Origin of the sequence: Streptomyces sp. NPDC000348 (assembly GCF_042898795.1) — a bacterium.
Classification (GTDB): domain Bacteria; phylum Actinomycetota; class Actinomycetes; order Streptomycetales; family Streptomycetaceae; genus Streptomyces.
In genome coordinates this window covers 105201-118953 of the sequence record NZ_JBIAZD010000008.1, presented here as the reverse complement: position 1 = coordinate 118953, position 13753 = coordinate 105201, and the positions used below count along the sequence as shown (strand labels likewise).

The window sequence follows — 13753 nt, the reverse complement described above, 5'->3', positions numbered from 1 at the left end:
CCTTGCCTTCACGCTCATCCCTTGACCGCCCCGGAGGTCAGTCCGGCGACGATCCGCCGCTGGAAGAGCAGGACGAAGATGATGATCGGGACGGTGATCACCACGGCGGCGGCGGCGATCGACCCGGTGGGCTGCTGGAACTGCGAGCTGCCCGTGAAGAACGCGATCGCGGCGGGGACCGTGCGCGCGGACTCGGTGGAGGTCAGCGAGATCGCGAACAGGAAGTCGTTCCAGCAGAAGATGAACACGAGGATGGCGGTGGTGAACACGCCGGGCGCGGCGAGCGGCACGATGACCAGCCGGAAGGCCTGTGCGGGCGTGGCCCCGTCCACCTTGGCGGCCTTCTCCAGGTCCCAGGGGATCTCCCGGAAGAACGCCGACAGGGTGTAGATCGCCAGCGGCAGCGAGAAGGTCATGTACGGGATGATCAGGCCGAGCCAGGTGTCGAAGATCCCGATGATCCGCTCGATGTTGAACAGCGGGGACACCAGGGAGATCGGCGGGAACATGGCGATGAGGAGCGACATGCCGATCAGCAGCCGTTTGCCGGGGAACCGCAGCCGGGCCACCGCGTAGGCGGCCATGGTGCCGAGGATCACCGCGATCACGGTGGCGATCAGGGCGATGCCGATCGAGTTGACCAGCGCACGGGTGAACTCGGAGGTCTCGAAGATGCCCCGGTAGTTCTCCCAGGTCCAGTCCCGCGGGATGTAGTTGCCGTCGGTGAGGGTGCCGGGGTCCTTGAACGACAGCGCGGCGATCCACCACACCGGGAACAGGGCGTACAGCACCACCACGACGTTGACGACGCCCCACCGGGTGGCGTGCGACGTGCCCACGGCGGCCATCAGCGCTTCACCTCCGCGCCGGGTGCGGCGGCGCCGAAGAGCTTGACGAAGGTGAAGGCGATGATCCCGACGCAGAGGAAGATCAGGACCGAGATCGCCGACCCGATGCCCAGGTTCAGCGCGGTGAACAGGTTGTCGTAGCCGAGGATCGACAGGGAACCGGTGCCCTGGGCGCCCGAGGTCAGGACGTAGATGTTGTCGAAGATCCGGAACGCGTCCAGGGTGCGGAAGAGCAGGGCGACCAGGATGGCGGGTTTCATCAGCGGCAGCATGACCTTGGTGAACCGCTGCCAGGGGGTGGCGCCGTCGACCATGGCGGCCTTGAGGGTCTCCTCCGGGACGAGGGCGAGGCCGGCCAGCAGGAGCAGCGCCATGAACGGGGTGGTCTTCCACACCTCGGCGAGGACGATCAGCCAGAGCGCGGGCCACTGTTCGGTGAGCGGGGCGGCGCCGCTGGGCAGCAGCTCGGCGAGGTAGCCGAGTTCGGGGGTCCAGGCGTACTGCCAGGAGAAGGCGGCGACGACCGTGACGATGCCGTACGGGACGAGGACCGCGGTGCGCACCGTGCCGCGCAGGAGGAGCGTGCGGTGCATCACCAGGGCGAGGCCCATGCCGAGGACGAGCTCGACGGCCACGGACACGGCGGTGAGGAACACCGTGACCCAGAAGGCGTCCCACCAGAACGGGGAGGACAGCACCGCGCCGTAGTTGCTCAGGCCCACGAACTCGGCCCGTGCCGGGAAGCGCAGGTCGTAGCGCTGGAGGGACAGGTAGACCGCGTAGCCGATGGGGTAGGCGGTCACGGCGGTCATGACGAGGACGGCCGGTGCGCACAGCAGCCAGCCCAGGCGGCGCTCCTGCCGGGCGCCGGCGGAAAGGACCTTCCCGCCCTTCACCGGCTCCGTCGTCGTGCTCACGGGATCACACCCTCGGATCGCAGGGCCTGGTCGATCTGCTCCCCGATGGTGTCGACCGCGCTCTCGGGCTCGATCCGCGACGGCGGGGACAGGGTGTGGGAGACGGCGATCGACACGTTCTGGTAGGCGGGGGTGAGCGGCCGTACGCTCGCCGATTCCAGGGCGGCCAGCACCTCCTTCGAGAAGGGGTACTCCTTCATGAAGGCCGGCTCGTCGTACAGGGCGCGCAGGGTGGGCGGCAGTCCGCCCTCGAGCGCGGCGGTGAGCTGGTTCTCCCGGTCGCGCAGGCACAGGGCCGCCTCGAAGGCGAGGCCGGGGTGGCGGGAGTAGGCGCTGACGGCGAGGTCGATGCCGCCGATGGTGGGGCGGGCGGGGCGGTCGGCGTCGACGCGGGGGTAGGGCGCCCAGCGGAAGTCCTCGAACAACCGCGGGTTGTTCGCCTTCATCGACGGATAGACGAACGGGTAGTTGAGCTCGAAGGCCGCCACGCCCGACTCCATGGCCAGACGGTTCTGGTCCTCCATCTGGTTGGGCAGGGAGGGGTCGGCGGCCGGGGAGCCGGCGAGTTCCCGCATGATCGAGGCGGCCCGTACGGCGGGCGGGCCGAGGGAGGGCTCGGTGGCGCCCGGGTTCAGGACGGTGCCGCCCGCGCTGTTGACCAGCGAGTTGAACCAGACGGTGAGGCCCTCGTACTGGGCGCCCTGGATCTCCGCGTAGTGCGGTCTGCCCTGCCGGGCGAGGTCGCGGGACATGTCCAGCAGCTCGGACCAGGTCCTGGGCGGGGTGGGCACCAGGTCCTCGCGGTACCACAGGAGCTGGGTGTTGGTGTTGTACGGGACGGCGTACAGCCTGCCCTTCCAGGTGGCCGTCTGCAGGGGGACGCGGAGCGTGCCCTCGGTGGCCCGCCGCTTCGCCTCGCCGGTCCACTCCCGGATCCAGCGGGCCTCGGCGAACTCGGCGGCCCAGGTGACGTCCAGTCCCAGGATGTCCAGGGAGTCGTCCTCGGCGGCGAGCCGGCGCACCATCTGCTGGCGCTGGCCGTCGGCGGCCCGGGGCAGTTTGTTGTAGCTGATGCGGTAGCGGCCGCCGGACGCCCGGCTGCAGCGGTCGGCGGCCTTCTGCAGGGCGCCGGAGTCGTCGGGGAAGTTGTACCAGTTGAGGGTGGGGCGCGAGGTGTCCTCGTCGCCGCCGCAGGCGGCGAGCGTCGATGCCAGCAGGGTCAGCGCGACCAGCGCCCGCGTCCGTCGCGGCCTTCCGGTCCGTCCGCGCCTCGCGTGCACGGGCTCCCCACCTCGCTTCCGGGATCGCGGCGCGGGTGTCCGCTCCCGCGGTGGCGCCTACCCGGCGAACATTAAACAGAACATAGGGTGACATCAAGGACATCCGGCAAGAAATCACCCATGGCGGTCGGCGCGAGGGCGGGAACACCGAAGAGGCCGCATCGGTGTTCCCGATGCGGCCTCCGGCCTGCTGTTCAGCAAGTCGGGACGACAGGATTTGAACCTGCGACCCCTTGACCCCCAGTCAAGTGCGCTACCAAGCTGCGCCACGTCCCGTTGCCCGTCTGACCTGGGGATTCACCCGGCCGGACGTGCAGGGAAACCATACCGCACTCGGGGCGGTGATCGCGCGCGCGTTTACGGGCGGAGGGCGGCTCCCGGGGCACGCGTCCCGGGCACCGCCGGCCGGGGGCGTCCCCTCCGGTGCCCGGTCAGCGGGCGGCGAGGAACTCGAGGGTGTCGATCACGCGGTTCGAGAAGCCCCACTCGTTGTCGTACCAGGCGACCACCTTGACGTGACGGCCGTCGACGCGGGTGAGGGCCGAGTCGAAGATCGACGACGCCGGATTGCCCGTGATGTCGGACGACACCAGCGGGTCGTCCGAGTACTCGAGGACACCGGCGAGCGGCCCCTGCGCCGCGGCGCGGTACGCCGCCAGCACCTCGTCGCGCGTCACCTCACGGGCGACGGTCGTGTTGAGTTCGACGATCGAGCCCACGGGGACGGGCACCCGGATCGAGTCGCCCGACAGCTTGCCGTCGAGGTTCGGCAGCACGAGTCCGATCGCCTTCGCGGCACCCGTGGTGGTCGGCACGATGTTGACGGCGGCGGCGCGGGCGCGGCGGGCATCGCGGTGCGGGCCGTCCTGCAGGTTCTGCTCCTGCGTGTAGGCGTGCACCGTCGTCATGAAGCCGTGCTCGATGCCGGCGAGTTCGTCGAGCACCGCGGCCAGCGGCGCGAGCGCGTTGGTCGTGCAGGAGGCGTTCGAGACGACGGTGTGCGCGGCCGGGTCGTACGCGTCGGTGTTGACACCGAATGCCAGGGTGACGTCGGCGCCCTCCGACGGTGCGCCGACGAGCACCTTCTTCGCGCCGGCGGCGAGGTGGGCACGGGCGGCCCCGGCCGAGGTGAAGCGGCCGGTCGCCTCGAGCACGATGTCCACGCCGAGTTCGGCCCAGGGCAGCCGTGCCGGTTCGCGCTCGGCGAGCACCGTGATGCGGCGGCCGTCGACGACGAGGGCGTCCCCGTCGACGTCCACCGGGCGGCCGAGCCGGCCGGCCGTCGTGTCGTAGGCGAGCAGCCGGGCGAGGGCGGCGGGCTCCGTGAGGTCGTTGACGGCGACGATGTCGAGGTCGCTGTCGCGTTCGAGCAGTGCGCGCAGCACGTTGCGTCCGATGCGGCCGAATCCGTTGATCGCGATGCGAGTCATGAGTGGTGTCCCTTCGGTTCGCCACCAGCGTCGCGTGCGGCGTCCGCCCCTGACAGCGGCGTGATCGCCACGGTTCGAAAGGATCGTGCCACCTGCCCGGAAGGGCTACTCGCCCCGGGCGAAGGTCCGCCGGTACTCGCTCGGCGTGGTGCCGAGGATGCGCTGGAAGTGCAGCCGCAGATTGGCGCCGGTGCCGAGGCCGACGTCGGCGGCGATCCGTTCGACGCTCCGCTGCGACCGCTCGAGCAGTTCGCGGGCCATGTCGACGCGGGCGCGCATGACCCACTGCATCGGCGTGTAGCCCGTGTCCTCGACGAAGCGCCGCGACAGCGTACGCGGCGAGACCGCCGCGTGCCGGGCGAGCACCTCCAGGGTGAGGGGTTCACCGAGGCGGTGCAGCGCCCACTCGCGGGTGGTGGCGAACCGCTCGCCGAGCGGTTCGGGCACGCTGCGCGGCACGTACTGTGCCTGACCGCCGCTGCGGTAGGGGGCCGCGACCAGGCGGCGGGCCGCGTGGTTGGACGCGGCCACTCCGAGGTCGCCGCGCAGGATGTGCAGGCAGAGGTCGATGCCCGACGCGGCGCCGGCCGAGGTCAGCACGCTGCCCTCGTCGACGAACAGGACGTTCTCGTCGACCCGGACGAGCGGGTACTTCGCCGCCAGCGCCCGCGTGTAGTGCCAGTGCGTCGTGGCCCGCCTGCCGTCGAGCAGCCCCGTGGCGGCGAGCGCGAAGGCGCCCGTGGAGATGGCGGCGAGCCGCGTGCCCCGGGCGTGCACGGCGATCAGCGCGTCGACGACTGCCCGTGGCGGGTCGTCGCGGTCCGGGAACCGGTGGCCGGGGATGAAGACGATGTCGGCCCACGCGAGCGCGTCCAGGCCGTGCGCGACGTAGTACGACAGGCCGTCGCCGCCGGTGACGGAGCCGGGTACGGCTCCGCACACCCGTACCTCGTACGGCATGCTCGCGCGGGTCGTGAACACCTGGGCGGGAATGCCGACATCGAGCGGCTTCGCACCCTCGAGGATCAGGACGGCGACGCGACGAAGGCGTGGGGCTGACACGGGAGAGAGGGTACGTGGGGCGTGGCCTCGGCACGCCCACCGCGCGGACCGGGCGGACGGCGCCGGCCGGACCGTCGACGCCCCCTCGCCCGCGGCGCCGGCACCGCGGGCGGGCGCCCCGCGCGCCACGGCCGGGCTCGCACCCCGCGGCACGCCGGAGTCCGGCCCGGCGCGGTCGTGAGGCCGTCGCCCGGCGGTGTGCCGGCCGGTGGCCGCCGGACTCCGCGCGCCGGCCGCCGCACACGTCCTCGTGACCGGTCCCTGAGTCCGGCGGGGCCCCGGCCCGCTGCCGCGCGGCGATCCGCCGTGCCGCCGAGGCGGCGGCCCGGGCGGCGGCGTACGGCTCGCGCCACGGGGCGCCGGCGACGCCCGGGCGGTCCTCAGTCCGCGGGCGGCAGACCCAGCCGGGGGTGCGCCTCGAGGAGCCGAGGCTGGGCCGCCTGGCGCCAGGAGTCGGCGAGGATGTCGCGCAGTTCGCCCTCGTCCTCCAGGGCGGCGAGGCGGACCCTGACCCAGGCGAACTGTGCCTCGTGGCCGGCGATCCAGAACTTCTCCGGTTCGGCGAGGGCCAGTTCGTCGCGCTCCTCCTTGGGGCAGCGCACGGCTATGGAGGTCTCGTCCTCGGGCAGGGTGGCGAACATCTTCCCCGCGACCCGGAACGTGGGCATGCTCCAGGCGACCTTCTCCGTGGTCTCCGGCAGGGACAGGGCGATCCGTCGTACGTCTTCGGCATCCGGCATGGCAGGCACCGTAGCGGCAGGTACTGACACTCACCCGGTGGTGGCCGGCGCGGGGCCCGCTCCCGGGCGCTTGTAGTAGATCGTCGTCGGCCGCAGCACCCCGGCGGGGTCCGCCGCGTAGTCGGGGATGGCCCCGACCGGGGTCCAGCCGGAGGAGCGGTAGAGGTGCTCGGCCGGGCTGCCGGTCTCGGTGTCCAGGTGCAGCAGGGTGATGCCGCGCGCGGCGGCCGCCTCCTCCGCGACGGTCAGCAGCCTCCGGCCGAGACCCCGGCCGCGGGCGTCACGGCGCACCATCAGCTTCACCAGTTCGGCGCGGTGGGCGCTGTTGGGCTTGTCGGGAAGGGCGAGGCTCACGGTGCCCAGCACTCCCGCGGGTTCCTCGTGCGCCACCCAGACCGCGAGCCGGCCGGCGGCGACGGCCGCGGACCGTTCCCTCCACCAGGCGGCCGCCTCCGCGCGGTCGAGCGGGGCGAGGAAGCCGACGGAGGCGCCGCCGTCCACCGTGTCGGCCAGCAGATCGGCCAACTCCGCCGCCCGTTCCGTCAGTCGAGCCGAATCCAGCGGGACGACGTTCACGGCCGCACCACCGCCAGGGCGTAGCGCACGGCTTCGGGACCGGGGCAGCGGAACCGGGTCGGCCCCCAGACGCGGAGCCTGAGGCAGTCGCCGCCGCCGAGCCGGTGCTCGACGTCCCGGTCCGTCACGGTGAGGGCTCCCTCCAGCACCCAGATGTGCTGCTCCAGGCCGGGCACGGGTGGCCGGTCGTAGGCGATGTCCGCGCCGGCGACGAGCCGGCCCTCGACGAGTTCGCCGCGCAGTCCGCCGTGCGGCGGGGACACGGACCGGCGCACGAAGCCGGAGGCGCCGTCCTCCCACACCGGCTGGTCGGCGGCCCGCACCACCGGGGCGGGCTCCGCCTCGATCTCGCTGAGCAGCTGGGACATAGTCCGCCCGTATACCGCGCACAGCCGGTTGAGCAGGGAGGCGGTGGGGCTGGTCTCCGCCCGTTCGGCCCGGGACAGGGTGGAGCGGCTGATCCCGCTGCGTCCGGCCAGCTCTCCGAGGGACCAGCCGTGCTCGGCCCTGAGTGCGGCCAGTCGCGCACCGAGCCGGACGTCGACGGGGTCCGGCTCGACCCCGGCCTTCTCGTTTCTCATATCCGGGACACTATCCCACATTCGAGATTCTCATGTGTCGTGTTCATGACGGAATTGTTGACAAGCTTTCAACTCCCTTGTTTTTCAAGGGAGTCATGGATGAGTCTTGCTTGCGGCCGGGAGCGGAACGCAACGCTCCCGGCAGGGGTGCGTGATCGTGCGCGCCCGCCCCCACAGAAGCGCGCCCCACCCAGGCGCGCCGCCTAGAGGAGGATTCCCTCGTAATGGCACGACTGCGCAGCAAGAGAATACGGTTCGCGGCGATCGCCGGTGCCGCGACGGCCGCCCTGGCCGGCGGGCTCACGTCGACTCCCGTCCAGGCCGCCCCCGCCGAGGGCACGGTGCTCGCCGCCGGCTCCGCGACCGCGGTCAAGGACAGTTACATCGTGACGCTGAAGAAGGCCGCCGGGTTCAAGGCGTCCTCGGCCGCCGGCGAGGACCTGGTCGAGCGGTACGGCGGCAGCGTGCGGAAGACGTTCGGCAGCGCGCTGAACGGCTACACCGCCGCCCTCTCCGCCACCGAGGCCAGGCGCCTGGCCGCCGACCCGGCGGTGGCCTCCGTGGAGCAGAACCAGCGGGTGAGCGTCGCCGACACCACGCAGTCCAGCGCGCCGTGGGGTCTGGACCGCATCGACCAGGCCTCGCTCCCGCTGTCGGGTACCTACACCTACCCGGACAGCGCGGGCAGTGGTGTCACGGCCTATGTCATCGACACAGGTGTCCGCATCACCCACCAGCAGATCAGCGGTCGTGCCAGTTACGGTTACGACGCCGTGGACGGCGACACCACCGCCTCCGACGGCAACGGTCACGGCACCCACGTGGCCACCACCATCGCCGGATCCACCTACGGCGTGGCCAAGAAGGCGAAGATCGTCGCCGTACGGGTGCTGGACAACAACGGGTCCGGGACCACCGCCGGGGTCATCGCCGGCATCGACTGGGTGACGAAGAACCACTCCGGCCCCTCGGTCGCCAACCTCTCGCTCGGCGGCGGCGCGTCCACCACCCTGGACACCGCGGTCCGCAACTCCATCGCGAGCGGCGTCACGTACGCGGTCGCCGCGGGCAACAGCAGCGCCAACGCCTCCTCGCACTCCCCGGCCCGGGTCACCGAGGCCATCACCGTGGGCGCCACGACCAGCACGGACGCCAGGGCGAGCTACTCCAACTACGGCTCGGTGCTGGACATCTTCGCCCCGGGCTCCTCGATCACGGCCGGCTGGCACACCGGCGACACCGCGACCAACACCATCTCCGGCACCTCGATGGCGACCCCGCACGTCGCCGGAGCGGCGGCGGTCTATCTGGCCGGCCACACCTCCGCCACCCCGGCCCAGGTCGCCTCGGCCCTGGTGAACGGCGCGACCACCGGCAAGGTGACCGGCGCCGGCACGGGTTCGCCCAACCGGCTGCTGAAGCTCGTACCGTGACGGCTGCCCGGCCCGGCGGTGCCGGCGTGAACCACCGGACCTGAACCGCGGTGCCCCGGAGGACGGACCGTCCTCCGGGGCACACCGGCGCCGGTCAGGCGTCCTCGGCCGGAAGCGCGTACAGCCGGGGCAGGTTCACCACGATCGCCTCCTGGGTGCTGCGGGCGATGACCATCACCGCCTCCTCGGCGGGATCGGGGTTCTCCTCCCGGTGCGGGACGAACGGCGGGACGAAGATGTAGTCGCCCGGGGACGTGCGCAGCCGCACCTCCTCGGTACGGCCGCCCGAGTCGTCCAGGAACACGGACTCGGGGTGGCCGCCGACCACGTAGATGGCCGTCTCCGACTCCCCGTGGTGGTGGTCGGAGGAGGAGGTCGCGGGAGCGACGTGGGTCTGGCCCATCCACAGCTTCTCGGAGCCCACCGTCCGCCCGCTCACGGCCGCGAACCTGCGCATGCCACCGGTCTGCGCCGTGTCACCCTCCCGTCACGGCGGGGAACCGGGGCCGTCCCGTGCTCCGGGAGGAGGGGCACGGGCAGGGGATCACACGGCCGGCCGGGACGCGGCGCTGCGGGCCATGAGGTGTTCGATCAGGGTGAGCAGGACGTCCCGGCCTTCGGCCCGTTCGCGTGCGTCGCACATCACCAGGGGGACCTGCGGGTCCAGGTCCAGGGCGGCGCGGACCTCCTCGAGCGTGCGGTCGCGGACGTTGTGGAAGCAGTTGACCGCGACCACGAACGGGACACCACGGCTCTCGAAGAAGTCGATGGAGGCGAAGCTGACCTCCAGGCGGCGGGTGTCGACCAGGACCACTGCCCCCAGGGCTCCGAGCACCAGGTCGTTCCACATGAACCAGAAGCGTTCCTGGCCGGGGGTCCCGAACAGGTAGACCACCAGTTCGTCACTGATGGTGATGCGCCCGAAGTCCAGGGCGACGGTGGTGGTGGTCTTGCCGTCGATGCCGACCAGGTCGTCCACGCCGACGCTGGCACGGGTCAGGTATTCCTCGGTGTGCAGGGGGGCGACCTCGCTGACCGAGCCGACCAGGGTGGTCTTGCCCACGCCGAAGCCGCCGGCGATCAGGATCTTCACGGCCTGGGCCGTCTGTGCCGGATCAGAGCCCGCGGAGCCCATCTCTCACCGCCTCAAGGATCGTCATGTCGGGGAGGGTGCCGTTGTGCGCGAAGGACAGGGGTGGCCGGGCGCGTACCCGGCCGGCGTCGATCAGGTCGCCGATGAGGATCTTGGTCACCGACACCGGCAGGTCCAGCTCGGCGGCGATCTCGGCCACCGCGACGGGCCTGCGCGCGCACAGGCGCAGGACGGTGCGGTGTTCCGGCTGCAGTGCCTGCCGGCCGGCCGCGGTGTCCGTACCGGACACGGTCCGTACCGTGATCAGGGTGATCAGGGTCAGGTCGTCACGGCCGGCGGTGGTACGGCCGCCGGTGATGGTGTAGGGGCGGACCAGCGGTTCGTCGGCGTCGTCCTCCAGGTCCTCCGTCCAGTGCCTCATGCGCCGGCCCCGGCGGGCGGGGGCGGGTCGGACTGCGGGGTGCGTGCGTCGGTGCCCAGTTTCTGGCCCACCTGCTGGACCAGGGTGTGCATGGCGACCGCCATCACCTCGGCGTCGACCTCCTGGGAGGCGACCACGGCCAGATGGGTGCCCCGGCCGGCCGCGGTGACGAACAGCCACAGGTCGGCCAGCTCGACGATGACCTGGTGGACCGGGCCGCCCTGGAAGAGCTGTCCGACGCCGCGGGCCAGGCTCTGCTGACCGGTGGCGATCGCGGCCAGGCGCTCGGCGTCGGAGCGCTCGACGGTTTTCGAGCGGCTGATCACCAGGCCGTCGTCGGACAGCACGACGGCGTGCCGGGTACCGGCCACCTGGTCGACCAGTCCGTCGAGGAGCCAGTCCAGGTCTGCGTCGGTGGCGGTGGTTCGCTGAGTCATCCTCGGTCTTCCCTCGTGGACGGTTCGGACTGGTCGGTGCTGGGCGCGGACGGCCGCGCGCCGACGCCGCGGTTCTTGCGGGACTGCCGCTGGAAGGCGCCGACGGTGGCACCGGAGCGGGCGGGGGCACTGGACGGGGCCGGGGAGGCCGGGGGCTCCTGCGGTGCCGGTGCGCGCAGCTCGGCCACCAGGCTGGCCTGACGCGTCCGGCGGGGCAGCGGTGCGGGTCCGGTCCGCGGGTCCGGCGGATCCGCGGGGGCCGGTACCGGTGCGGTGGCGTCGGCCATCGCCCGTCCCCGCGACCGCACCGGCAGGTCGTCCGGGGCGTCCGCGCGGGGGGTGTCGTCCGCGGGACGGGGACCGGCGGGCCGGCGCGGCTGGAGGGAGGGGGTGCCGACGTCGTCCGGCGACGGACCGTCGGCCGCGTCCGGCACCGATCGGGGCCGTTCTGCCACGAGGTCACGCGGGACGAGGACGATGACGCGGGTGCCGCCGAACGCCGACGGCCGCAGTTCCACCTGCAGGCCCAGGCTCGCCGACAGGCGGGCCACCACGTACAGGCCCAGGCGCACGTCGTCGGCGCGGGTCATCACGTCCATCTGCGGGGGCGCCTGCATCAGGGCGTTGACGGCCTCGTACTGCCCAACCTCCATGCCCAGTCCGCGGTCCTCTATCTCGATCGCGACACCCCGGCTGACCGGCGTCGCCTTGATCTCGACCGGAGCCGGCGGCTTGGAGAACGCGGTCGCGTTCTCCATCAGCTCGGCCAGGACGTGGATCAGCGGTCCCACCGCCCGCTCGGAGATCCACGGCCGGCCCTCGACGTCGATCTCGATGCGCCGGTAGTCCTGGACCTCGCCCTGCGCGGCGCGCAGGACGTCCAGCAGCGGCACCGGTTTGCGCCAGCGGCGCCGGGGCTGGCCGCCCGCGAGGATCACCAGGTTCTCCTCGTAGCGGCGCAGCCGGGCGGTGAGGTGGTCCAGGTCGAACAGGCCTTCCAGCAGTTGCGGGTCCTCGTGCCGGCGCTCCAGTTCGTCCAGCTTCTTCAGCTGCAGGCCGATCAGGAGTTGGGTGCGGCGCGCGATGCGCTGGAGCAGCCGCTCGAAGCCGCGGTGCTGCTCCGCCTGGCGCACCGCGGTGTGCACCGCGGTGCGGCTGGCCAGGTTCAGCGCCCGGCTCAGCTCGCCGAACTCGTCCGCGGCCGGGGACAGTTCCGGGACCTCGGCGTCCACGTCCACGTCCTCGCCGTGTTCGAGCCGGGTGACCACCTGCGGCAGCCGCTGTTCCAGGTCCTGCGCCTGGCCGTGCACGGCCAGCACGCGCCGGCGCAGGAGCGTGGTCAGCCGCCAGGTCATCACCAGGACCAGGACGACGGCGAGCAGGCCCAGGGCGGACATGACGTACAGGTACACCTTCAGCTGCCGCACGGCGTCGGCGCCGGCGGCGTTGGTGATCTGGCTGTGCGCGCCGATGAGCTGCTCGAGACGGGCGACCGAGCCGTCGGCCGCGGTCCGCCACTCCTCGGCGCGCGCCGACGACAGCGCGACGCCCTCACCGTCGGCGGCCTGCAGCCGCTCCTCCAGCGCGACCCGCGTCCTCCACTCCTCGCTCTCGGTCATCGCCGTGTAGAGCCGGCTCTCCTCGGGGCCGAGGTTCGGCACCACACGCGACTTGAGCAGGTACTCGTGGGTGCCGACGGCGTCGACGATCAGGTCGTAGTCCTCGGCGGACAGCCGGCCCGAGGCCCAGCCGCGAGCCAGCACCGCGTCCTCGCGGCCGATCATGTCCCTGGCCCCGTTCAGGTCGAACAGGACCTGGGACAGGCCGGTCACCTCACCGTTGGAACCGCGGGAGATCGCCGCGAAGATCTCGGTGCCGGCTTCGATGGCCTCGGTGTAGTAGGTGAACGCCCGGTCCTCGTCGGCGGTCCCCGTGTCCACCGCGCGGCGCTCCTGCGCGAGCCGGTCGGTCACCCGCACGGTCCGGGCGATCGCGGCGGCCAGGCCCTGCTGGCCGTCGCTGGTGTCCACGGAGGCCAGCGGCCGGAAGGCCCGCAGGGCCCGGTCGGTGACCGTGCGCTGCCGGTTCAGCTCGGTCCGGGACGCCCGGGACGAGACCAGCACCTCCTGGGTCAGCCGCCGTTCCTGTTGCAGGGCGTTGAACAGGGCCGCGTTGCGCGGGCCCACGGCCGTCTTCAGCTCTTGCTGGGCGGACTGCACCCGGTACTCGTTGCCCAGTCCGTAGGTGGCCAGGCCCCACAGCGAGACCAGGGCCACGCTCGGCACGAGCAGCAGCACCAGCAGCACCGTGCGCAGCGGCAGGCGCCGCTCGCCGGCCGCCCGCGACCGCTTGTCCGTCGCGCCCCTCCATCGACGGCCGGCCCGCGCACTGTCCGTTCCGCGCCGTCCGTTCCTGTTCGATCCGCTCACCCGCAGGCCACTCTCCTCGTCACCGGTCAGCCGCACCTGTGACGAGAACGCGCCAGACAGTAGCGGTTGGTGGCTTGATATTAGCCATACAGTGCTCGAAGGCCGAAAACACATTCGACGGCGCAAGTGAACGCGGCCTGCCGAAACGGACCTGTCACCCCGTAACGGGAAATCCGATCACGGTGTTCTCGTCACCACGGCCGGCCGACCCGCGGGTGCCGTCGGGCCGTTCCCGCCGGTCCGGGGGCTCCGGGCGGGTCGTGGCCGCGCCGAAGCTCCGGTCTTGCTCAAAAGGCGCTTCGGGTCACCGGAGGACGGGGCAGCCTGTGGGCAGTCGGTGCGCAGGCCCGGCGGAAGGGGGACGTCATGGCAATCGCGTTCGTGGGGGTGGGCGGGTGCGTACTGGCGCTCGTCACGGTGGTCACCTGGATGGTGCGCCGGGCGTGGCGCCGCGCCTGGGACGATCTGGGCGTGCGGGCGACCGCCGGCCACTCGGGTGCCGGATC

14 protein-coding genes and 1 tRNA gene are annotated in these 13753 nt (G+C 72.2%); 1 reads left to right on the top strand and 14 read right to left on the bottom strand.

The annotated features are described in order from the left end of the window. Positions 1–14 precede the first annotated feature (14 nt). The 9 genes from ACFY3N_RS17715 to ACFY3N_RS17675 all read right to left on the bottom strand — a co-directional run bounded on the left by ACFY3N_RS17715 (position 15) and on the right by ACFY3N_RS17675 (position 7434). Entirely contained in the window at positions 15–848 is an 834-nt protein-coding gene (locus ACFY3N_RS17715; RefSeq protein ID WP_390817599.1) for a carbohydrate ABC transporter permease, read from the bottom strand. Continuing rightward, positions 848–1765, bottom strand: a complete 918-nt coding sequence (locus tag ACFY3N_RS17710; RefSeq protein ID WP_390817598.1) for a carbohydrate ABC transporter permease — start codon at positions 1763–1765, stop codon at positions 848–850. The genes ACFY3N_RS17715 and ACFY3N_RS17710 overlap by 1 nt, the downstream gene beginning before the upstream one ends. Beyond that, entirely contained in the window at positions 1762–3045 is a 1284-nt protein-coding gene (locus ACFY3N_RS17705; protein ID WP_390817597.1) for an ABC transporter substrate-binding protein, read from the bottom strand. Before ACFY3N_RS17705 ends, ACFY3N_RS17710 begins: the two co-directional genes overlap by 4 nt. 202 nt (positions 3046–3247) lie before the next feature. After that, positions 3248–3321: transfer RNA gene (locus ACFY3N_RS17700), tRNA-Pro, on the bottom strand. A 155-nt stretch (positions 3322–3476) separates the two neighbouring features. Then, positions 3477–4475, bottom strand: a complete 999-nt coding sequence (gap, locus tag ACFY3N_RS17695; protein ID WP_390817596.1) for a type I glyceraldehyde-3-phosphate dehydrogenase — start codon at positions 4473–4475, stop codon at positions 3477–3479. 105 nt (positions 4476–4580) lie between these two features. Next, entirely contained in the window at positions 4581–5537 is a 957-nt protein-coding gene (locus tag ACFY3N_RS17690; RefSeq protein ID WP_390817595.1) for a GlxA family transcriptional regulator, read from the bottom strand. Between the two features lie 380 nt (positions 5538–5917). Beyond that, the gene (locus ACFY3N_RS17685) at positions 5918–6277 is read right to left on the bottom strand and encodes an MmcQ/YjbR family DNA-binding protein (RefSeq protein ID WP_390817594.1); all 360 of its coding nucleotides are present in this window, start codon (positions 6275–6277) and stop codon (positions 5918–5920) included. Between the two features lie 30 nt (positions 6278–6307). Next, the gene (locus ACFY3N_RS17680) at positions 6308–6853 is read right to left on the bottom strand and encodes a GNAT family N-acetyltransferase (protein WP_390817593.1); all 546 of its coding nucleotides are present in this window, start codon (positions 6851–6853) and stop codon (positions 6308–6310) included. Then, a complete protein-coding gene (locus ACFY3N_RS17675) occupies positions 6850–7434 on the bottom strand; it encodes a helix-turn-helix domain-containing protein (RefSeq protein WP_390817592.1) in 585 nt (194 codons plus the stop codon). The genes ACFY3N_RS17680 and ACFY3N_RS17675 overlap by 4 nt, the downstream gene beginning before the upstream one ends. 224 nt (positions 7435–7658) lie before the next feature. Here ACFY3N_RS17675 and ACFY3N_RS17670 point away from each other — a divergent pair, with 224 nt between their 5' ends. Further along, positions 7659–8867: a S8 family peptidase gene (locus ACFY3N_RS17670; protein ID WP_390817591.1), complete on the top strand. Its 1209-nt coding sequence runs from the start codon at positions 7659–7661 to the stop codon at positions 8865–8867. Positions 8868–8961: 94 nt separating this feature from the next. Here ACFY3N_RS17670 and ACFY3N_RS17665 read toward each other — a convergent pair whose 3' ends face one another. The 5 genes from ACFY3N_RS17665 to ACFY3N_RS17645 all read right to left on the bottom strand — a co-directional run bounded on the left by ACFY3N_RS17665 (position 8962) and on the right by ACFY3N_RS17645 (position 13247). Beyond that, positions 8962–9324: a cupin domain-containing protein gene (locus tag ACFY3N_RS17665; protein ID WP_390817590.1), complete on the bottom strand. Its 363-nt coding sequence runs from the start codon at positions 9322–9324 to the stop codon at positions 8962–8964. A gap of 87 nt (positions 9325–9411) precedes the next feature. After that, the gene (locus ACFY3N_RS17660; RefSeq protein WP_390817589.1) at positions 9412–10002 is read right to left on the bottom strand and encodes an ATP/GTP-binding protein; all 591 of its coding nucleotides are present in this window, start codon (positions 10000–10002) and stop codon (positions 9412–9414) included. After that, positions 9983–10381 carry a DUF742 domain-containing protein gene (locus ACFY3N_RS17655; protein WP_390817588.1) on the bottom strand — a complete coding sequence of 133 codons (399 nt, stop codon included), beginning with the start codon at positions 10379–10381 and terminating at the stop codon, positions 9983–9985. The genes ACFY3N_RS17660 and ACFY3N_RS17655 overlap by 20 nt, the downstream gene beginning before the upstream one ends. Beyond that, a complete protein-coding gene (locus tag ACFY3N_RS17650) occupies positions 10378–10818 on the bottom strand; it encodes a roadblock/LC7 domain-containing protein (RefSeq protein WP_390817587.1) in 441 nt (146 codons plus the stop codon). Before ACFY3N_RS17650 ends, ACFY3N_RS17655 begins: the two co-directional genes overlap by 4 nt. Next, positions 10815–13247: a nitrate- and nitrite sensing domain-containing protein gene (locus ACFY3N_RS17645; RefSeq protein ID WP_390817586.1), complete on the bottom strand. Its 2433-nt coding sequence runs from the start codon at positions 13245–13247 to the stop codon at positions 10815–10817. The genes ACFY3N_RS17650 and ACFY3N_RS17645 overlap by 4 nt, the downstream gene beginning before the upstream one ends. Positions 13248–13753 lie beyond the last annotated feature (506 nt).

Excerpts from the sequence above, each read along its gene's own strand:
- ACFY3N_RS17715 (WP_390817599.1), bottom strand. The coding sequence starts at position 848 with ATGGCCGCCGTGGGCACGTCGCACGCCACCCGGTGGGGCGTCGTCAAC.
- gap (WP_390817596.1), bottom strand. The coding sequence starts at position 4,475 with ATGACTCGCATCGCGATCAACGGATTCGGCCGCATCGGACGCAACGTG.
- ACFY3N_RS17685 (WP_390817594.1), bottom strand. The coding sequence starts at position 6,277 with ATGCCGGATGCCGAAGACGTACGACGGATCGCCCTGTCCCTGCCGGAG.
- ACFY3N_RS17675 (WP_390817592.1), bottom strand. The coding sequence starts at position 7,434 with ATGAGAAACGAGAAGGCCGGGGTCGAGCCGGACCCCGTCGACGTCCGG.
- ACFY3N_RS17670 (WP_390817591.1), top strand. The coding sequence starts at position 7,659 with ATGGCACGACTGCGCAGCAAGAGAATACGGTTCGCGGCGATCGCCGGT.
- ACFY3N_RS17665 (WP_390817590.1), bottom strand. The coding sequence starts at position 9,324 with ATGCGCAGGTTCGCGGCCGTGAGCGGGCGGACGGTGGGCTCCGAGAAG.
- ACFY3N_RS17660 (WP_390817589.1), bottom strand. The coding sequence starts at position 10,002 with ATGGGCTCCGCGGGCTCTGATCCGGCACAGACGGCCCAGGCCGTGAAG.
- ACFY3N_RS17655 (WP_390817588.1), bottom strand. The coding sequence starts at position 10,381 with ATGAGGCACTGGACGGAGGACCTGGAGGACGACGCCGACGAACCGCTG.
- ACFY3N_RS17650 (WP_390817587.1), bottom strand. The coding sequence starts at position 10,818 with ATGACTCAGCGAACCACCGCCACCGACGCAGACCTGGACTGGCTCCTC.